The organism is Xanthomonas sp. SS (genome assembly GCF_014236835.1).
Classification (GTDB): Bacteria; Pseudomonadota; Gammaproteobacteria; order Xanthomonadales; family Xanthomonadaceae; genus Xanthomonas_A.
Map to the genome: position 1 here is coordinate 5,092,044 of NZ_CP051190.1, position 18,487 is coordinate 5,110,530.

At 63.6% G+C, this 18,487-nt stretch carries 23 protein-coding genes; 13 read left to right on the forward strand and 10 right to left on the reverse strand.

Annotated elements, in window-relative coordinates:
* Positions 1–77: 77 nt before the first annotated feature.
* On the forward strand, positions 78–1,277 hold the full coding sequence (locus tag HEP74_RS21345; RefSeq protein ID WP_185814569.1) for an endo-1,4-beta-xylanase: 1,200 nt from the start codon (positions 78–80) through the stop codon (positions 1,275–1,277).
* A gap of 120 nt (positions 1,278–1,397) precedes the next feature.
* On the opposite strand, the gene HEP74_RS21350 is transcribed toward HEP74_RS21345, so the two are convergent.
* Together HEP74_RS21350 and HEP74_RS21355 are read right to left on the reverse strand one after the other, a co-directional pair.
* The gene (locus tag HEP74_RS21350; RefSeq protein WP_185814570.1) at positions 1,398–2,741 is read right to left on the reverse strand and encodes an XVIPCD domain-containing protein; all 1,344 of its coding nucleotides are present in this window, start codon (positions 2,739–2,741) and stop codon (positions 1,398–1,400) included.
* 11 nt (positions 2,742–2,752) lie between these two features.
* Positions 2,753–3,226 carry a hypothetical protein gene (locus HEP74_RS21355; RefSeq protein WP_255427825.1) on the reverse strand — a complete coding sequence of 158 codons (474 nt, stop codon included), beginning with the start codon at positions 3,224–3,226 and terminating at the stop codon, positions 2,753–2,755.
* A 360-nt stretch (positions 3,227–3,586) separates the two neighbouring features.
* Between HEP74_RS21355 and HEP74_RS21360 the strand changes: the two genes are divergently transcribed.
* Together HEP74_RS21360 and HEP74_RS21365 are read left to right on the forward strand one after the other, a co-directional pair.
* The gene (locus HEP74_RS21360; protein WP_185814572.1) at positions 3,587–4,624 is read left to right on the forward strand and encodes an SMP-30/gluconolactonase/LRE family protein; all 1,038 of its coding nucleotides are present in this window, start codon (positions 3,587–3,589) and stop codon (positions 4,622–4,624) included.
* A 64-nt stretch (positions 4,625–4,688) separates the two neighbouring features.
* A complete protein-coding gene (locus HEP74_RS21365; RefSeq protein ID WP_185814573.1) occupies positions 4,689–5,177 on the forward strand; it encodes a DMP19 family protein in 489 nt (162 codons plus the stop codon).
* Positions 5,178–5,618: 441 nt separating this feature from the next.
* Here the strand turns inward: HEP74_RS21365 and HEP74_RS21370 are convergent, their stop codons facing one another.
* Complete coding sequence (locus tag HEP74_RS21370) at positions 5,619–6,494, reverse strand: aldo/keto reductase family oxidoreductase (RefSeq protein ID WP_185814574.1); 876 nt, start codon at positions 6,492–6,494, stop codon at positions 5,619–5,621.
* A gap of 112 nt (positions 6,495–6,606) precedes the next feature.
* On the opposite strand from HEP74_RS21370, the gene HEP74_RS21375 reads away from it, so the two are divergent.
* Positions 6,607–7,503 carry a LysR family transcriptional regulator gene (locus tag HEP74_RS21375; protein WP_185814575.1) on the forward strand — a complete coding sequence of 299 codons (897 nt, stop codon included), beginning with the start codon at positions 6,607–6,609 and terminating at the stop codon, positions 7,501–7,503.
* A gap of 187 nt (positions 7,504–7,690) precedes the next feature.
* On the opposite strand, the gene HEP74_RS21380 is transcribed toward HEP74_RS21375, so the two are convergent.
* Both HEP74_RS21380 and HEP74_RS22010 read right to left on the reverse strand, forming a co-directional pair.
* Positions 7,691–8,254, reverse strand: a complete 564-nt coding sequence (locus HEP74_RS21380) for a DUF6891 domain-containing protein (protein ID WP_185814576.1) — start codon at positions 8,252–8,254, stop codon at positions 7,691–7,693.
* 208 nt (positions 8,255–8,462) lie between these two features.
* A complete protein-coding gene (locus tag HEP74_RS22010) occupies positions 8,463–8,900 on the reverse strand; it encodes a SymE family type I addiction module toxin (protein WP_255427826.1) in 438 nt (145 codons plus the stop codon).
* Between the two features lie 573 nt (positions 8,901–9,473).
* Between HEP74_RS22010 and HEP74_RS21390 the strand changes: the two genes are divergently transcribed.
* From HEP74_RS21390 to HEP74_RS21420, 7 genes are all read left to right on the forward strand, one after another.
* Entirely contained in the window at positions 9,474–9,887 is a 414-nt protein-coding gene (locus HEP74_RS21390; protein WP_185814577.1) for a hypothetical protein, read from the forward strand.
* Positions 9,888–10,526: 639 nt separating this feature from the next.
* Positions 10,527–11,114, forward strand: coding sequence for a hypothetical protein (locus tag HEP74_RS21395; RefSeq protein WP_185814578.1), 588 nt, complete (start codon positions 10,527–10,529; stop codon positions 11,112–11,114).
* 83 nt (positions 11,115–11,197) lie between these two features.
* Positions 11,198–11,710 (forward strand): hypothetical protein, encoded by a 513-nt coding sequence (locus HEP74_RS21400; protein WP_185814579.1) that lies wholly within the window; start codon positions 11,198–11,200, stop codon positions 11,708–11,710.
* Between the two features lie 79 nt (positions 11,711–11,789).
* The gene (locus tag HEP74_RS21405) at positions 11,790–12,173 is read left to right on the forward strand and encodes a hypothetical protein (RefSeq protein WP_185814580.1); all 384 of its coding nucleotides are present in this window, start codon (positions 11,790–11,792) and stop codon (positions 12,171–12,173) included.
* A gap of 60 nt (positions 12,174–12,233) precedes the next feature.
* Positions 12,234–12,476: a hypothetical protein gene (locus HEP74_RS21410; RefSeq protein ID WP_185814581.1), complete on the forward strand. Its 243-nt coding sequence runs from the start codon at positions 12,234–12,236 to the stop codon at positions 12,474–12,476.
* Between the two features lie 71 nt (positions 12,477–12,547).
* A complete protein-coding gene (locus HEP74_RS21415) occupies positions 12,548–13,081 on the forward strand; it encodes an NIF family HAD-type phosphatase (RefSeq protein WP_185814582.1) in 534 nt (177 codons plus the stop codon).
* A gap of 310 nt (positions 13,082–13,391) precedes the next feature.
* Complete coding sequence (locus HEP74_RS21420; protein WP_185814583.1) at positions 13,392–13,877, forward strand: metal-dependent hydrolase; 486 nt, start codon at positions 13,392–13,394, stop codon at positions 13,875–13,877.
* Between the two features lie 120 nt (positions 13,878–13,997).
* Here HEP74_RS21420 and HEP74_RS21425 read toward each other — a convergent pair whose 3' ends face one another.
* A complete protein-coding gene (locus HEP74_RS21425) occupies positions 13,998–14,927 on the reverse strand; it encodes a LysR family transcriptional regulator (RefSeq protein ID WP_185814584.1) in 930 nt (309 codons plus the stop codon).
* A gap of 139 nt (positions 14,928–15,066) precedes the next feature.
* On the opposite strand from HEP74_RS21425, the gene HEP74_RS21430 reads away from it, so the two are divergent.
* Positions 15,067–15,465, forward strand: coding sequence for a RidA family protein (locus HEP74_RS21430; protein ID WP_185814585.1), 399 nt, complete (start codon positions 15,067–15,069; stop codon positions 15,463–15,465).
* Between the two features lie 86 nt (positions 15,466–15,551).
* Here HEP74_RS21430 and HEP74_RS21435 read toward each other — a convergent pair whose 3' ends face one another.
* Both HEP74_RS21435 and HEP74_RS21440 read right to left on the reverse strand, forming a co-directional pair.
* Positions 15,552–15,914: a VOC family protein gene (locus tag HEP74_RS21435; protein WP_185814586.1), complete on the reverse strand. Its 363-nt coding sequence runs from the start codon at positions 15,912–15,914 to the stop codon at positions 15,552–15,554.
* Positions 15,915–16,127: 213 nt separating this feature from the next.
* Positions 16,128–16,769, reverse strand: coding sequence for a TetR/AcrR family transcriptional regulator (locus HEP74_RS21440; protein WP_185814587.1), 642 nt, complete (start codon positions 16,767–16,769; stop codon positions 16,128–16,130).
* Positions 16,770–16,857: 88 nt separating this feature from the next.
* On the opposite strand from HEP74_RS21440, the gene HEP74_RS21445 reads away from it, so the two are divergent.
* Positions 16,858–17,523 (forward strand): O-methyltransferase, encoded by a 666-nt coding sequence (locus tag HEP74_RS21445; RefSeq protein WP_185814588.1) that lies wholly within the window; start codon positions 16,858–16,860, stop codon positions 17,521–17,523.
* A gap of 159 nt (positions 17,524–17,682) precedes the next feature.
* Here the strand turns inward: HEP74_RS21445 and HEP74_RS21450 are convergent, their stop codons facing one another.
* Together HEP74_RS21450 and HEP74_RS21455 are read right to left on the reverse strand one after the other, a co-directional pair.
* Positions 17,683–18,081: a hypothetical protein gene (locus tag HEP74_RS21450; RefSeq protein WP_185814589.1), complete on the reverse strand. Its 399-nt coding sequence runs from the start codon at positions 18,079–18,081 to the stop codon at positions 17,683–17,685.
* 84 nt (positions 18,082–18,165) lie between these two features.
* Complete coding sequence (locus HEP74_RS21455; protein ID WP_185814590.1) at positions 18,166–18,486, reverse strand: immunity protein CdiI family protein; 321 nt, start codon at positions 18,484–18,486, stop codon at positions 18,166–18,168.
* Between the last annotated feature and the right edge of the window lies 1 nt (position 18,487).

Below are 18,487 nucleotides of genomic sequence, written 5' to 3' on the forward strand. Positions count from 1 at the left end.
TGCAGGCGCCGCCTGCACGTCGCCGCACACGCACCACGCCTCCGCATGACATCCACGCTCGAACAAGGACCGCCGCCATGCCTGCATTGCGCAACACACGCATCGCGACCCTGCTGCTGGCCTGCCTGCTCGGCACGGCGACGGCCAGCGCCGCCGATCAACCTGCCGCCGCATCGCGCACGCCGTCCGCAGCGGCGGACGGCCGCGGCCTCAAGGACGCCTACGCCGGCGCGTTCCTGATCGGCACCGCGGTCAACGCCGACATCGTCTCCGGCAAGGACGCCGCCTCCGCCGCGCTGGTGCCGCGGCAGTTCAACGCGATCACCGCCGAGAACGCGATGAAGGCCGAGGTGGTCAATCCGCGCCCGGGCGTCTTCGACTTCGCCGCCGCCGACGCCTTCGTCGAGTACGGCCGCCGCCACGGCATGTTCGTGGTCGGCCACACCCTGGTCTGGCACAACCAGACCCCGGACTGGTTCTTCGTCGATGCGCAGGGCAAGCCCAACAGCCGCCACGCACAGATCGAACGCATGCGCGCGCACATCCAAGCGGTGGCCGGGCGCTACGTCGGCAAGGTGCAGGCCTGGGACGTGGTCAACGAGGTGATCGACGAGGACGGCAGCTACCGCAACACCAAGTGGGTGGAGCGCGTCGGCGACGGCGACGAGCTGGTGCGGCAGGCGTTCCGTTTCGCCGCGCAGTACGCGCCGGATGCGCAGTTGTACTACAACGACTTCAACGCCTGGCGCCCGGAAAAGCGCGACGGCATCGTGCGCATGGTGAAGATGCTGCAGCGCGCCGGCATCCGCATCGACGGCGTCGGCATGCAGGGCCACTGGGGCCTGGACTATCCCAGTCAGCATGACATCGAAGCGGCGATCGACGCCTACGCCGCGCTCGGGGTCAAGGTGATGATCACCGAGCTCGACGTGGACGTGTTGCCGCTGACCAAGGAAGGCCAGGTGATCGGCACGGGGATGGCGCACAAGCAGTTCCAACTGCCCGAGTTCAAGCGCTACCTCGATCCGTACCGCGACGGCCTGCCGGCGGACGTGCAGGCGCAGCTGCGCGATCGCTATGCCGAATTGTTCCAGCTGTTCTGGCGCAAGCGCGACAAGCTGGCGCGGGTCAGCGTGTGGGGCGTGGACGACGGCATGTCGTGGAAGAACGACTACCCGGTGCCGGGGCGCCGCAACTATCCGCTGCTGTTCGACCGCGAACGCAAGCCCAAGCCGGCGTTCGACGCGGTGCTGGCGGTGCCAGCGCAGGCGCAGTAGCGCGCCCGGGCGGCGCAACCACAACGGCTTCGACCGCCGCGGCACGCCCTGGCCTTTTCGCCAGGCAACCAGCCGCACAGCCGCGAAGGCCGGCGCGCGTACCGGCGCGCCGGCAATGCCTCAGCGCGTCAACACCTGCGGCGCCTGGGCCTGGGCCTGGGTCTGCGCCTGCGTGGCCTGCTCCTGTGCCTGCACGGTGCGCTGAGTCTGCGCCTGCTGCGCGGTCTGCTCCTGCAGCTGCTGGTAGGTTTCCTGCGCCGGCCGCGCGATCGCCTCGCTGGTCGGCATGTGCGCGCGGTTGGCGTAGGGATCGGGCGACGCCGAGGCGCCTTCGCGGTACACGAACGCCAGCTCGCCGCCCTGGTGCGCCCCGGTGGGCCGGTTGAAGCCGACCGACAACTGGTCGCGCTCGCTGAAACCGCTCTGCCTGGCCAGCAGGGTCAGGCTGGCGGTCATGCGGTCGCTGTTGTCGTCCCAGCCCTTGCCCAGCGCCTGCTCGGCCTGGGCGACGCCGCTGCGCACCTTGTCGTGCAACGCGCGATCCGCACCGGTCGGCTCGGCCGCGGGCGCAGCGGCGCGCGGCGCCGGCGGAGTCGCGCCGGTATCGCGGAAACCGTTCGGGATCCACTCCGGCCGTACCTTGTCCTGGTCGATGCCCAACGCCTTCAGATCGGCGCGCACTTCCGGCGGCGCGCGCTTGGGATCGCGCAACTGCGCGGCATCCTCGGCTTCGGCGACCATGCCCAGGTCGCGCGCGCCGTATTCCTGCGGATAGCCGCGCGCGTCGTAGAACAGCTTGCCCATCGCCTCGACGTTCTTCGGCGCGTTCGCGTCGATCTTCAGGTCGTTGCCGAAGGTCAACCCATCCTTGGCCTTGTAGGTCGCCTTGGCGCCCTCGCCGTCCTTGTCGATGTAGCTGGCCATCTCCGTGCTGGCGTTGTACAGATCCTTCAGCGTCGCCTTGGGATTGCTGTGCTTGACGTAGTCGGCCAGCGTGTTGATCCCGGCGATCTCGTCCTTGGACTCGCGCGTGCGCTCCTCGGCGCTGTGCTCCTTCAGTGCCGCGGTGTAGTCGTGCGGCGAGGGCGACTTGGCGATCTCGTCGATCTTGTCCTTGAACGCGGTATCGGATGTGTCGATCGCCGCCTTGTTGATCGCATGGCCGATCTCGTGGCCGAGGATGATCCGCGCGGTATTGGCCGAATCGTCGCGCGGCGCATCCATCTTGGCGGTGCGCAGCACGTCCATCGGCAGCAGGATCTCGCCGGTGCTCGGCCGGTAAGCGCCATTGCCGTCGCGCGGGTGCGCCCCGAACCCGGACAGCTGCTTCTGCTCGATCGCCTGCTCCACCCGCGCCTTGAGCTCGGGCGTGTTGTCCAGCATCTGCCGCAGCGCCTGGCCTTCCTTGGCATGCGTCGCCTCGAAGGTGTCCACCATCTTCTTCAGGTCATCGTCGGTCGCCATCACCCATCTCCTTATGCGGTGGCCAGGATCTGCAGCAGCGACACGCAGGCCTGCGCGTCATCCGCGCCGGCAGCGTTGCCGACGAACGCATACACCACCACGGCGCCGCGCTCGAAGTGCCAGCGCCCCGGGCTGCCCAGTCGCGGCGGCGCGATCCATTGCGCGGCGAAACCGGCCTCGGTCAGCGCCTGCTTGTACGCGCCTAGCGGCTGCGTGCAGCGCGCCGGTGAATCGGATGCCGGCGCGAAGGCGAAGTCCAGCCGCGACGGCGGCTGTCCATCGGCGTCGGCGACCGACTCCAGCGAATAGCGCCCGCCGCCGGCGACCGGGCCGGACGCGCTGAACGCATGCGCGGTGTCGCCGGCGTCCACCTGCAGGCCCGCGTGCGCGGCGACCTGCGCCGGGGACAGGTCCTGCTTGCCGCCGATCGCCAGGATCAGCCGCACTACGCCTTGTGCCAGTTGCTCTGGCGTCATCTCCGACATGGCCCGCTCCTTTGTAGTGGGAATCGATGAAGGTTGGGAATGTGCACCGGCGCAGGCGGCCAGCAGCGCCGCCGCCAGCAGGGCAGCGCCGCGCTGCACGAGCCGGCGCCCAGCGCGCGGCGGTGGGCGGATGTCGCCGGGGGAAACAGAGTCCATGGTGCGCCTCTCCTTTGTACGCCTGTCGCGCGTCTCCGCGGCCAGGCATGTTGCCGGCGATTGTAGCCATCGCGCCGGTACGCTGCAGCCGCACGCGCGGCGCCATCGTGGCCGCGAGCATACGCAGCCGTGCGTACGCGCGGAGGTGAAGAGCGCGCGCCCGGCAGATGGCATCATCGCCCCACACCACCCAGGAATCCTCCGATGCGATTTCCGACCCGCGTCCTGCTCGCCGCCGCCGTGCTGGCGTTGCTCGCCTGTTGTGCGAAGAGCCAGGCGCCCGCGCCGCGCTTTCCCGTGATCGGCCATGTCACCGCGTTCGACCCCGCGTTTAGCGACACGGTGGCCGCTGACGCGCGCATCGAGCGCATCGCCGAAGGCTTCACCTGGGCCGAAGGCCCCGCCTGGGTCCGCGACGGTGGCTACCTGCTGTTCAACGACGTGCCGCAGAACACCATGTACCGCTGGTCCGAGCGCGACGGCCTGTCGGTCTTCCTCAAGCCCTCCGGCTACGCCGGCCCGCCGCTGGACGTCTTGCGTGAGGCCGGCGCCAACGGCATGCACGCCGAACCGGCCGGCAGCGTGCTGCTCGCCGATTCGGGCACGCGCGCCGTGGCCCGGCTCGATCCGGCCACGCGGCGCAAGACGATCTTGGCCAGCGCCTACGACGGCCACCGCCTCAACAGCCCCAACGACCTGGTGCGGCGCAGCGACGGCGTGGTGTTCTTCACCGATCCGCCGTACGGCCTGAAGGACGGCGACAACTCCCCGGTCAAGGAACTGCGCTACAACGGCGTGTACCGGCTGGACACCGACGGCAGCGTGCACCTGCTCGACGACAGCCTGAGCCTGCCCAACGGCATCGCCCTGTCGCCCGACGAACGCACCCTGTACGTGGCCAACTCCGACCCGGCGCGGCCAATCTGGACCGCCTACACGCTGGACGCGCGCGGCGCGGTCACCGGCAAGCGCGTCTTCGCAGATGCCTCCGACATCGTCGGCGACGCCAACCCCGGCCTGCCGGACGGCATGGCCGTGGCCAGCGACGGCCGCCTGTTCGCCACCGGTCCCGGCGGCGTGCTGGTGTTCGCACCCGACGGCCGCCGCCTGGGCCGCATCGAGACCGGCGGCCCCGTCGCCAACTGCGCCTTCGGCGACGACGGCCGCACGCTTTACATGACTTCGCACAAGATCCTGGCGCGGGTGCGGGTGAAGGCGACGGGGTTGGGTTTTACGCCATAACCGACCGGCGGGTTCCGCCCGTCCATTCAAGCCGCCTCGTGCGGCCAATGCGGACATTGGATCTATGGAAATCACCGGATTCGCGGATGCAGTAGAGCTGGATGAACCCGCATATGCGGTCTTCAAGGCTGCGCTCGACCTAGTCTTCGACAAAGGCGACGGAATTACGGAGCATATCGACCGCCTCTCTCCTGAAGCGCGGCTTGTTTACTTGCTGTGGTGCTTAGATGGAGAGATCCACAATGGTGGCTTCGACCAACTTTTCACGAACTCGCTAGGCAACCATTGCGTCGAGATCCTTGGCCACTTGCAGACCATCGGCGCGGGCAAGTCCCACGACCTTCTGTCCAAAGCGGTTTCGTGGTTTCCGAACGCATTGCCATCCAACGATCGCCGGGTCAGGTGGTCGCAACATCAAGCCTTCTCCGGCACGCCTGAGTACGAGGCTGAGATGGACAGGCTGGACGCCGAGTTCTACAAGTACGAGGACAATCTAGGTTCACTGCTGAACTCGTATGTGGCCGAGCACCCCAATGCATCGATCAGGGCCTGATCCATTCAAGCGATCGGTCTCTTGTTAGGCATTCCATGGCTTGCCCTGGTGTCCACTTCGCCTTGCCGGGCGAAGACGCCACCATTCTTACATCTAAGCAAAGTAACGAAGAAGGCCTGGCCTTCTTCCAGTAAAGAAGTCGAGGGGCGCTACTTTGAGGAGCCCGGAACTTACCCTCCCTTCTCCCCCCGGGAGAAGGTGGCGCGCAGCGCCGGATGAGGGTACGTCCGCCCGAGGCATTTGCACGGCCCGCCAGACTGCTCCTTTCACGGCAGGCATCCACAGTGGACGCTCTTCAATCCAACCATTCGCGTCGCCGTGATGTCTGCCGCTTCGTTCGTCGCGGCTGAAGCCGCTCCTACAGGAGGAATTCAACCCGCTTCGCGCTGGAGCTAGGACGCGGCGTCGCTGCGAAACACACACTGATTTACGTTGAATTTCTCAGCCAGCCTTTTGCCCGATCCGATCCAACGCGGCCAGCACATCGTCCGATAGCGACAACTCAGCCGCCGCCAGGTTCTCCCGCAAATGCGCAACCGACGAAGTCCCCGGGATCAGCAGGATGTTCGGCGCACGCGCCAGCAGCCAGGCCAGCGCCACCTGCATCGGCGTCACGCCAAGTTCCTGCGCAATGGACGACAGCGCGTCGGACTGCAACGGAGAGAAACCGCCGAGCGGGAAGAACGGCACATAGGCGATGCCCTCGCGGCCCAGCGCGTCGATCAACGCGTCGTCGGCGCGGTGCGCCAGGTTGTAGTGGTTCTGCACGCACACCACCTTGGCGATGCGCCGCGCCTCCTGCACCTGCGCGGCCGTGGCGTTGCTGATGCCCAGATGCCGGATCAACCCGCGCTGCTGCAGTTCGGCGAGCGCGCTGAACTGTGCTTCGATCGAACCCTCGCTGGGCTTGTACGCATCCAGCATCACCCGCAGGTTGACCACGTCCAGGACCTCCAGGCCAAGGTTGCGCAGATTGTCGTGCACCGCCTGGGTCAGCTCGGCGGGGCTCTGCGCCGGCAGCCAGGACGCGTCGTCGCCACGCACGGCGCCGACCTTGGTGACGATGGTCAGCTGCTGCGGATACGGATGCAGCGCCTCGCGGATCAGCTGGTTGGTGATGTGCGGCCCGTAGAAATCGCTGGTGTCGATATGGTCCACGCCCGCGGCCACCGCCTCGCGCAACACCGCCAGCGCCGCGGCGCGGTCCTTGGGCGGGCCGAACACGCCCGGCCCGGCCAGCTGCATCGCGCCATAGCCGATGCGCGTCACCGTACGATCGCCGAGGGAAAAAGTGCCTGCTGTCGAAAGCTTGCTCATGACTGCCTCCAGAAGTGGTGGGCCGAAGCCCGGGTGAGGCCTGCACTGTAGGCCGCGCGCCGATGCGCGATAATCCGGTCGAATCGGCACGGGCTGTGCGGGAACTCGAACAATGACCACCGACCTGCAAGACCTCTTCGCCTTCCTGGCGGTGCTGCGCGGCGGCGGCTTCCGCGAAGGCGCGCGGCTCAGCGGCAGTTCCGCCTCCAGCCTGAGCGAAGCCGTGCGGCGCCTGGAAGCCCGCCTTGGCGTGCGCCTGTTCAACCGCACCACCCGCAGCGTGCTGCCCACCGAAGCCGGCGCGCGCCTGGCCGAACGCCTGATCCCCGCCCTCGGCGAAGTGGAAGCGGCACTGGACGTGGTCAACGGCTTCCGCGACCGCCCCAGCGGCACCCTGCGCCTCAACGTGCCGGGCGCCGCCGCGCGCCTGGTGCTGCCGACCATCGTCACCCCGTTCCTGAAGGCCTATCCCGAGATCAGGCTGGAAGTGATCGTGGAGGACAGCTTCGTCGACATGCTGGCGGCCGGCTGCGACGCCGGCATCCGCTACGACGAGCGGCTGGAGCAGGACATGATCGCCGTGCCGATCGGCCCGCGCGTGCAGCGCTTCGCCACCGCCGCGGCGCCCGACTACCTCGCCGCGCACGGGCACCCGCAGCACCCGCGCGACCTGCTCGCGCATGCCTGCCTGCGCGGCCAGTTCGCCAGCGGCGCCATCCCCGCCTGGGAATTCGAACGCGACGGCGAAGTGGTGCTGGTCGAACCTACCGGCCCGTTGCTGGTGCGCCTGGGCGCTGCCGTGGACCTGGCCATCGACGCCGCCGTCGGCGGCCTGGGCGTGATCCACCTGTTCGAAGACTGGCTGCGCCCGCACCTGGACAGCGGCGCGCTGCAGCCGGTGCTGGAACCATGGTGGCAGCGCTTCAGCGGCCCGTTCCTGTACTACCCCGGGCGCCGTCATCTGCCGGCGCCGCTACGCGCGTTCGTGGATTTCATCCGGACGCCGTGATCGCGGTGCAGGCGGAGACGCCACGACGCCTCTCCGGCATTCGGAATGCATCGCCAACCGCCGCTCCCTGCTCCCTGCTCCCTGTAGGAGCGGCTTCAGCCGCGACCCGCCTCACCGACAACGCCCAGCGCGCCTGCCGGAGGCACGCCATCCGCCATCGCCCCGCTACTTGCAAGAAAACTCCCAGCTACTCCCGAAACCGCCGCAACCAAACAAACCCAGGCACCGCGATCCGCATCTTCGACGTCCCATCCCACGCCAATACAAACCCCGCTTCCACCAACGCCGCAGCGACCTGCCGCCCGACCGCAAGATCCGCATCCGCCCCACCCTGCAAATCCCCGAACGCGATAAACAACCCACCACCATCCACAGCGCACTCCACATCCTGCCCGTGGTAGAAACAATAGCCGCGGTACTCGCCCTCGGGCGCTTCCGCCACCGCCTCTGTCACCTCGGTATGGCCATCGGACATCGTGTAGCCGGCATTCGCCAGCGCGCAGATGCCCACGTCGTGCAACTGCTCGAACACCGCGTCCAGGCGATCGCACTCGGTCTGCGCAGGCCAACCTTGCTCCGCCTGTTGCTTGGCCAGCCACTGGCCGGCGACCGCGGCGCGCAGCATCGGCTCGTCGCAATCGTCTTCCAGAATGTCGTCGAGCATCTCCTCGCGGATCTCGGACTCAGAGTAGTAGCCGGACCAGACCCACTGCCGGATCGCATTGAGCACATATGCATCGGTCTCGTTCACGCTCGCTCCTTTGGAGGCCAGGCACTTGCCTGGCGCGCACGGTAGCAGGACGACGTTTCGATCTTGGAAACGCCGAGTGAATCTCAGGATCGAGGCCAGCGCTATCGAAGCAAAAGTCGACAACCGACACCACGCCAGTCGCCGCCTCGTGCAACGCTGGCGTGGCCACGACGGCGCACGCCACACGGGCGTACGCATACCAATAACGTCAGACCTTGGATCGCAGCGGATGCGAAGCGGCGCGCGTTGCCCGCGCCTTCTTCTTACCCGTAGCCCGCGCCGATGGCACGACCGCAGCCGGCACGCGGCTGATCAACAACACCCCGCGCCCCACCGTCACCCGCAATGCATCGCCTACGGCAAAACCATACTGCTCCAGCCAGCGCCCGGAAAGGCGCAGCTTGGGCACGGCACAGCCGACGACATCCTCGGCGCGGCGCACGTCGTAGTGCTGGTAACTCATCGTGCAGCGCTCGGGCACGCGGAAGCGCAGGCGCGACGCGGCCGGTGTGACGAATGGGGAGGCATCGGCGGTCGCAGGGTGCTCAGCGGCCTGCGTGTCGGCTGATCGAGCGCGGCGCTTGGTTGTACGCGACGCGGACGCAGCCTTGGGGGGAGTGAAGGTGGTTCTGTTGAAACGGTGCATGTCGGACTCCTTGTGTGCTGAGGAATCCACCGACTCGCTGTCAACCGAGGTGGCGGACGGTGCGCGGTTGACAGACCGGCCACAAGGAACCGGCAGACCTTTCGGCCTCCGCACACCGCCCGCCAAAGGACGAGCACGCGACCCATCCCGAAAGCCGGACAAAAGAAAAGCGCCGACATCGAGCAATGGGCGCTGGTGCGCCTTGTGGTTTCAGGCTGTCAATCCCGGCTGCGGAATGTGCCGCAGCGTTTCGATCATGCGACTTGGCATTGAATCCTGTCAATGGATTTCTATACACGATTTCAAGCAACTTGCTGGCAAAAGGAACCTGGCGACAGCAAATCAAACGTCTACCAGCCCGATAGCTAGAATGCTTGCGGCCGTCGAATTGTGCTGATACCGTCACATTGATAAGCTACGGGGAAGGACAACATGATTAGGCACAAGGATTACACACCTATCGAAGGTGAATTTGTTGGTGTGATAAGTTCGCCACGCCAGATTAGTCTAAGGAAGTCAGGATTAGATACCTCGATTACAACCCAAACTATCGCCGAATAGTAGTTAGACACTATGGGAACCAGCGTCGCCTACGATCTTGTAATGGCTCTTGTGCCGGGCTCAGCCGCCGGCTACTACGCTGGCTTGCTCATGGCAAAGCAGTCCAAGTTCAACTCCCTGAAATACGAAGCACTCCGAATTGTTCGAGGCATCAACTACATTAGAGATGACGCCAGGACTCAGATATTAAAATCGGACAAAGTAGAAGACCTACATTTAATTGCCTCAGAACTCTTTCAGTTAAAGCACAAGACGGCTGGTGAAAAAGTTCTTCTTGTAAGCCGCGAAGTTTCAAACGCAATCGCATCCTGCGAAATTTCCAACTATTCTGCGGAATCCCTTATGGAAAATATTGCGACGTGGCAGAAGCAGTTACGTGAAATTCGTGTCAGCAAGCGCTTCTTCTTGCCCTGGGGTCAAATCTAGCAATTTTTTCTAACAATTCATTCGAGCCAAACCCGCTTCGCGGCTCGGCTTAATTCGGGCATTAGGTTTCACCACAGACATGACAGACTTTCCGGCGCCGGCTATAGCTTTACTTACCACGCTAGTTGGTGGCTTGCTGCTGCTTTACGTACATCGCAAGAATGCTCGTCGCGCTGCCACTTCCAAATATCGGGGCACTCTCTTGGAGGCGTTTTCCGGGCTTTATCCAATCCCTAGCAACTGGCCTAAAAATGTGGATGCACATTTGCGCCAGTTATTCCCAATAGTACAGCGTGCGGTAGCAGAGTTTCGACCATATGTTCCTTTGCACTCCCGCAAGCGATATGACAAAGCCTGGTTCATCTATCGGCTAGGCGAGGATGGTCGGGAGATTGATAGGCACGTCTACCATCAGTACATGGGCTTCACTTCTCCCGGAGAGCCTGTCGTCGATCCTAAAGATACTTTCCGGACTAATGTTGGCAAGCTGTTGGAGTTCGCGGGTGAGACCTAACAATTCAAGCCGAACCCACATCAGGGCGGCGCCTGAGTAAGCGCCATCGGCTATATTTGCACTCAATCGCCGTCCCGCTGCGGGCCGGCTTAATTGAGGTGTTAGGCGCTCTTAGGAGAATACGTGTGACGACTGAGGTTCAGGCAACCAAAGACCAATGGCAACGATACATGGAGATGTTTTCGAAAGAGAGTGATCGAGCCTGCGTAATCTTGACGGTCTCCTTCTTAGACGAGCTCTTGACACTGTGCCTCAGAATGAAGCTCGTAGCGAATCCTAGCTCGGTCGACTGTCTTTTTGAAGGCGGAAATGCTCCCTTCTCAAGCTTCAGCTCGAAGATCGATGTGGCCTATAGGCTAGGTGCCATTAGCAATCGCCTCTGTCGCGACCTACACCTCGTCCGAAAAATCAGGAATGACTTCGCCCACAACATCGAGGGCTGCCACTTCTCTGATCAAAAGGTGAACAACAGGGTTCGTGAGCTCCGTAACGAATTTGCCGACCTCATCGATATATACAAAACAGAAGAGGCGGCGAAACTTTTCCAGATTGGCGATCGCGGCGATTTTCAATTCTGCTGCTCGTGGATGATCGATTACCTTTACAAACTTTCAAAATCATCGAAGCCGCTCCAAGAGGCTCCGCTGGAATGGGCCTACGATCGCCCAACAATGATCGAAAGGAAGCGCGGCGCCAATGCGAAGAGCGCCTAACAAACCTCAGGGTCAGGTTCACTTAAGAAGTCAACCTGACCCTGAGGTTTAGAGTCAAACTTTGGGCACCATAGGGAGTGCACGTGCTGAGTCTGCAAAGCAATCATTGGTCGGAGCTTCGGCATGCGTATGGCAGTGCGGCTGATATCCCCGAGCTGCTTGCACGCCTTCGCGGGCTTCCGAAGTCCGAGGCGGGAGCCGAGCCGTGGTTCACGCTCTGGAGCGCCTTGGCACATCAAGGCGATGTCTATTCAGCGTCCTTCGCAGCCGTTCCACACGTGATCGAAGCACTTGCTATCGCTCCGTCCGAAGCCAGTGATTCCTTCTTCCAGTTCCCAGCATGGATAGAGATCTGCCGTGCGAAAAACCGCATCGAGATTCCGCAAGATCTGGAGGCACCATACTTCGAGGCGCTTGCGCGCCTTCCGAGCCTGGTTGCGCAGGCGTCCGAGCGCCATTGGAACGCTGATTTTCTGGCGTGCGCATTATCTGCCATAGCGGCGGCGAAGGGTCAGCATAAGATCGCCGAAGCAGTGCTCGAAATGTCCTCGCCAGAAGCAGCTGAGGAGTTCCTAAATTGGCATTTTGAGCAATGACGCCCAACTCCTCCTTCAAGCAGACAGTCAACCGGCTACGCCCGTTGCCTGCCGCTTAATTCAAACGTTAGGTTGCCCAATGGTGCCATTCCAAGAAGGATGGACAGAGCAGGACGTTGAAGCTGTACTTGCCCGCGGGTTGCCCGATGAGCTGCTCTATGTACCGATCGTGATCACCATGGACCCAACCGACTGCGCATGGTCTGGGCGCATATGCCTCTCGCTGGCCTCGCACGACCACTTCAACGTTCGCGGCAATGCGGTACTTGGCTTCGGGCACCTTGCGCGTACTTGCGGACACCTTGACTTGGAGGCTGTCGTTCCCGTCATTGCGGCAGCTCTCCACGATGAGCACGAGTACGTTCGCGGCCACGCGATGGATGTAGCGGATGATTTGCTGCACTATCTGGGCGTCGGTGTGCCGGGTGAACTTCCGGTGCCGGACAATGAAGGCGCCGCATAACAGTTCGTCCGAGCCGACGCCGCTTCGCGGCGTGGCTTAACTCAGGTAGTAGGCGGGCCTATGGAACAGAACGAGTATGCGCAACTAGAGAAGCTCACAGATCGTGAGCTCTATGACTTCGTCACAGAAAAAGATTCGTCTCAGCGAAAATGGGTTGCGCTCCATCTGCTCGAGGAGCGTCGGAATGGGCGCCTCACCGCTGCCGCCAAGTCGTCCGCCCGTGCAGCCTGGGTTGCAGCTATCATCGCGGGCATCTCGGCAGCCGTAGCGCTGGGTGCATATTTCCATGGCGCGGCTGCCTAACAATTCGTCCAAGCCGACGCCGCTTCACGACGCGACTTAACTCAGGTATTAGGGCCCACACCCAGCATTTCATGACACTCTTGGTTCTAGATCTTGACGAGACACTCATCCATGCAACCGAAGGTTGCCTGGATCGTGATCCCGACTTTGAGGTTGGACCGTACGCTGTGTACAGGCGACCGGGCCTTGACTCGTTCCTGTCTACGGTAAGTTCGCACTTTGACCTAGCGGTTTGGACTTCTTCTACTCGTCTTTACGCGGCGCCGGTTGTCGCGGCCATCTTCCCACCCGACATCGACCTCAAGTTCATATGGTCCCGCGAGCGCTGCACGATGCGCTTTGATCCAGAGTATCAAGACTATGAGTGGGCAAAGAATCTTGGAAAAATAAAGCGCCGGGGTTATCGGCTTGAACAGGTGCTGATGGTAGATGACACTCCCGCCAAACTGGCCAAACACTACGGAAACCTCGTCAGGGTAAAGCCGTTCTTTGGTGATCTAGCGGACCAAGAGCTGTTCCAGCTGGGTGAGTACTTGCCCACCCTCGCAAAGGCACCAAATGTCAGAAAGATTGAAAAGCGCTTCTGGCGAAAAATCCGCTATTGAGTCCTAACAATTCATTCAAGCCGAACCCGCTTCGCGGGTCGGCCTAGTTGAAGCGTCAGCCTTTGATGGAGAGCTGCACCTGCGGTACTCGCGCTGCTCTTCAACACGGCCGCACACGCCGAGCGTAACATGGGGCCAGAGTGTAATTTTGTCCAGGTCTTGCGCTCCTAGAAGTGCACTGTGACCCCAGTTCTTATCGCACGACAGCGGCAGGCAGGCGACTCACCACAGGATGGGATCATGAGACAGTCCTTCCGAGATCACGAGCTCGGCATACGGTTTTACCTCACATCTTAGGTTCGCGACCGAAATGCCCTTCACACCCATACATCTCGGTCCAGGACTGGCTTTCAAGGCAGCAGGAGGGCGCCATTTCAGCTTTATGGTGTTTGGCGGCTCGCAAGTCCTCATGGACATCGAGCCTCTGATTGGAATCCTGCAAAACAAGCCGATCCTCCACGGCGTTACACACACACTGTTCGGCGCCACGGTCATCGGCAGTCTAGCGGCGGCCACTGGCAAACCCGTCAGCTCAGCCGTGTTGAAACTTCTCAGGATTCCCCACCCGCCACTCATATGGACTGCCGCAGTGTCGGGCGCGTTCGCCGGGACTTACTCCCATATCGTGCTTGACGGCATCATGCATTCGGACATCATGCCTCTGTGGCCACTGGTTTCAGGCAACCCGTTGTATCGCGTCGTTGACATCGATCAGCTTCATATCGTTTGCCTGCTCGCTGGCGTCATTGGCCTTGCGTGCCTCGGGCTGAAAGCGGCGTTCAAACGGCGGACCTGAGGCATGCGAGCGTTGAGCCGCAGGAAGATCACAAAACGTGGCCAGAGGAAATATCTAACCTCAAGCGCACACTCCTCCTTCTTGTGTTCTCCAGCTTTTTAGCTCGACCCGCAACCTTCCTCACCCTTCCGGCGGATGCCGCACAGGCGCATGCACCGCCATCAGCGCCGCGATCCATTCGATGAACACGCGCAACTTGGCGCTGACGTGCCGGTTGGGCGGAAACGCGACGTACAGCGGCATTGGCTCCAGCCGCCAGTCGGCGAACACGGGCACCAGTTCGCCGCTGGCCACGTGCGGCCTGGACATGTAGTCCGGCAGCCACAGCACGCCCATGCCTGCCAGGCCCGCGGCGAGATAGGCATTGCCGTCGTCCACGGCCAGCACGTGGCGGCCTTGCACGCTCAGCCGCTCGCCGTCGCGTTGCATGGCATAGGCGATGACCTTCCTGCCGCGACTGGCGCCGGTGAAGCCGACGATGCGATGGTGCGTGTCCTCCAGTTCGCGCGGATGCGCCGGCATGCCGGCGCGATCCAGATAAGCCGGGGCGGCGAACACGCCGGCCTGCAGCTCGCCGATGCGCCGGGCGCTCAGGGATTGCTCGTTGGGGACACCGCCGCGCACCACGCAGTCCACGTTCTCGCCGATCAGATCCACGCGGCGATCGCTGACCCCCAGATCGAGCTGGATCTCCGGATAGCGCGCGTGGAAGGCCGGTAGCGCCGGCACCAGGATCAGGCGCGCCAGCGGGCTGGGCACGTCCACCCGCAGCCGGCCGCGTGGCGCGGCGGCGGCGCCGGACAGGCTGGTTTCGGCATCGTCCAGATCCGCCAGCAGCTGGATCACGCGCTCGTAGAACGCCGCGCCATCGGCTGTCGCGTTGACCTTGCGCGTGGTGCGATTGAGCAGCTTCACGCGCAGACGCGCTTCCAGCTGCTGCACCGCTTGGGTGACGCTGGCCTTGCCGACGTGCAAGGTCTCCGCCGCCTTGGTGAAGCTGCCGGTTTCGACCACCCGCGCGAAGGCCAGCATCGCCTCGAACCGATCCATCCATGCTCCAGTGTGGTTGGGATTGTTCGGATTCTACAAACAGTGATGCAGCGATGCGCCGGTTTATCCGCCGGCATCCTGCGCGTACCGTCTGGCCATCGTCATGACTGGCCCACGCGGGCCGAGGAAGAGAAGACAGATGGCCACACGCGACGTTGTTTTTCCGCAGGGACGACAGGCCCTGTACGAGCGCAACCGCTATTCGCCGGCGGTGCGCGCCAATGGCTTGCTGTTCGTGTCCGGACAGGTCGGCAGCCGCGAGGATGGCTCGCCCGAGCCGGACCTGGAAACGCAGGTGCGGCGCGCGTTCGACAACCTCAACGCCATCCTCGCCGCGGCAGGTTGCACATTCGATGACGTGGTCGATGTCACCTTCTTCCTGGTCGACCCCGAAGCGACGTTCGACACGGTCTGGAAGGTGCTGCCCGCGTATTGGGGCGAGGCGCCGTATCCGACCGTGACCGCCGTGGGCGTCACCTGGCTGTACGGGTTCCAGTTCGAGATCAAGGTGATCGCGACGCTACCCGAGCTGCAGTAGCAGGCGGGCGCGGAGCGCTGACGCCGAACGACGACGATGTCCGCACCCCGCCCGGACGCGATCCGGGTGGTGCCGGCCGCCTTGACTCACCCCTCGGCCGGCCACTCGCGAAAATTCACGCACACCGTGGTCTTGTCCAGCATCGCGAATTCGCGCGCCCCCCAGGGCCTGAGCGCGACGGTGTTGCAATTCGGATGCAGCAGATGCGGCACGCGTGCGGACATTTCCGCGAAGATCGCATCGACATCGTCGGTGTCGATGCTGAGCTCCGGACGGTCCTTCGCCGCCCACTCGGGATTCTCGACCAGATAGGCCTTGGCGCCGTCGCGGGCGACGACGGCCATCGTGGCGTCTTGGTACTGCACCGCAAAGCCCAGGCCATCGACGAAGAAGTCGAGTCCGTCCTGCAGCTTGTCGTAGAAGATCTTCGGGATGAGGTTCTTGAACATTGGGCTACCTGCGTTGATGGAGGTATTTCAGCAAGGCGAGCGCTACCGCTCTACATCGGCACGAGCGCTTGCCGCCTATCACCGGGACGTCTTCGGCTAGAGCAGCATATGCGGTCCGGGATGCCTCGACCAAGCGTGTCCGCCCGCGCGGACAGGCCCGGTGCGCTGGCAGTGCTGCACCAGCGTTCCAGCCGCTTCCGTGGGCCGCTCCCGCTATGTCGCCGGACGCGACGCGAGCCGTTGCAGGTACGCGCAGAACATATCCGCCATGGCGTCGGCATAGGCGCGGATCTGCGCAGCGCTACGCGGCGTTTCCGAAAACTCCTTGGCCCCCGCCCCGAGCGTCGTCTTGATCAGGTTGCCGGCCAGGGTGCGGGTGGCCGCCGGCGCATCGGGCAGGACCTCGCGCATGAAGCGTCGCAACGTGCGCTTTCCCGAGGCGCGCGCCTGCTGCGCCTCGGGCGCGTCGCGGTACAGCGGTGCGGCGGTGGCGAGCGCCGTGCGCATCTGCGCCTCCTCGCATTCCGAGCGTACGAAGGCGTGCACCAGCAGGCGCAGCCGTTCCAGCGGCGGACGCTGCGCGTCCTCGAGGATGCCGCGCAGCAGATCGCTGGTCTGCCGCCATTCGTCGCTCTGCAGCCGGAACAGGATCGCCGCCTTGTTCGGGAAGTACTGGTACAGCGACCCGATGCTCACCCCGGCCTTCTCGGCCACCCGCGCGGTGGTGAAGCGCTGCATCCCTTCCTTGGCCAAAACCTGAGTTGCCGCTTCCAGGATGACCGCCACTAGCAGGTTGGAACGCGCCTGTTGCGGCTGTTTTCTCGGGGAAATCCTGGTTTTCCGGCGCTCGTTCATGCGGTCGGCCAATGCGAATAGCGAATGTGACGGATCAATCGCATTCTATTCCGGTCCGATGACGGACGCACAAAAACGGCAACTATCGATGAGCACCCTGACCACTGCACCACTCGCTCCCCTGCTCGACCGCCTGTTCGATGAGGCCGCCGCGACGACGGCGACGGCGATGTCCGCATTCGCGCAGATCCCGGCCGACGAGCGGGAGCGCCTGATGCGAAGCAAGACCGACTACGTGGAGTTCTACAGCCGGCTGAAGGACCTGCCGCTGGCCGTCTCGCGCGAGACCGGCGTGCTGCTGTACATGCTGGCGCGCAGCTGCCGCGCACGCACGATCGTCGAATTCGGCACCTCCTTCGGCATCTCCACCCTGCACCTGGCCGCGGCGCTGCGCGACAACGGCGGCGGGCGGCTGATCGGCAGCGAGTTCGAGCCGTCCAAGGTACTGCGCGCCCACGACAACCTGCGCGCCGGCGGACTTGCCGACCTGGTGGAGATCCGTGAGGGCGATGCCTTGCAGACGCTGCGCAGCGACCTGCCCGACAGCATCGACCTGCTGCTGCTCGACGGCGCCAAGGCCTTGTACCCGCAGGTGCTGACGCTGCTGGAAACGCGTCTCAGGCCCGGCGCGCTGATCGTCGCCGACAATGCCGACTACAGCCCCGAGTATCTGGCGCAGGTGCGCTCGCCCGACGCGGGCTACCTGTCCATCCCGTTCGCCGAGGATGTGGAGCTGTCGATGCGCATCGGCTGATGGCGATGGGTTCTCGGGCGCAGAAGGCAAGCAGGCGTCCGCTTGCGGTCGCCACTCGCGAAGATTACGCACACCGTGGCCTTCCAGCATCGCGAACTCGCGCGAACCTCAAGGCTTGAGCGCAACCGTGCCGCAATTCTGGAATGGAGCGGCTGTTGCTCACAACTCCGCGGCATCCTCCGCAAGCGCCCATTCCTTCATGTCCGGGATCACCTGCCCCGCCACGAACGCGAACACGTCTTCGAAGCTGGCGACGACGATGTTCCAGCTGCGAGGCGATGGCGTGGCACTGTCGGAGAACACGGGATGAAAGTAGACGACGGTGTCGCTGATGCTGCCATCGACCACCAGCAAGCCGACGAAGTCGTCGCGGTCCTGGCGCCTGGCGAAGGTGAAGACGTCGCCACCGCTCACATCCTCGCGGGCGAATGCGCGCGACGCGAACGCCAGCTCCGACGCGTCGGCGATGAAATGCCAGGGTGTGAAGCTGGTCAGATCCTGTGCAAGGAACCAGCGCAGTGCGTTAGGCCAGGTTGGATCGACTTTCGAACGTTCCATGCGTTTCCAAAGTTCGTGATGCTCTGCACCGCGAAATCCAACAGATGGTGTATCACGCTGCCGGATGTCTGCTCGCTCGGCAAGTCAGGCGACTGTTTCATCGACGAAGAAGAATTGCGGTGGCGGAAGTTCCCGGCATAGCAGGCGATACCCCTCCTGCGCAGCACTCATGAAACGATTGCGTTCTTCATCTGTCCAAGCCTTGCTGGCGTCGGATGGCGACGCCCAGTCGAGCGACATGTCGAACCATGCGATCAGATGCATCAGGTGATGCTTCGTGTTCTCCGACAGCGGCAACTCCCGATGATCGATCGGATAGCCGTATCGCGCGCGGGCAGCATCGTTCTTCGCCCAGAGGCAAATGCCGCTGCCGGCATCGAAGGCGATAGATATCTCGTAAGTCATC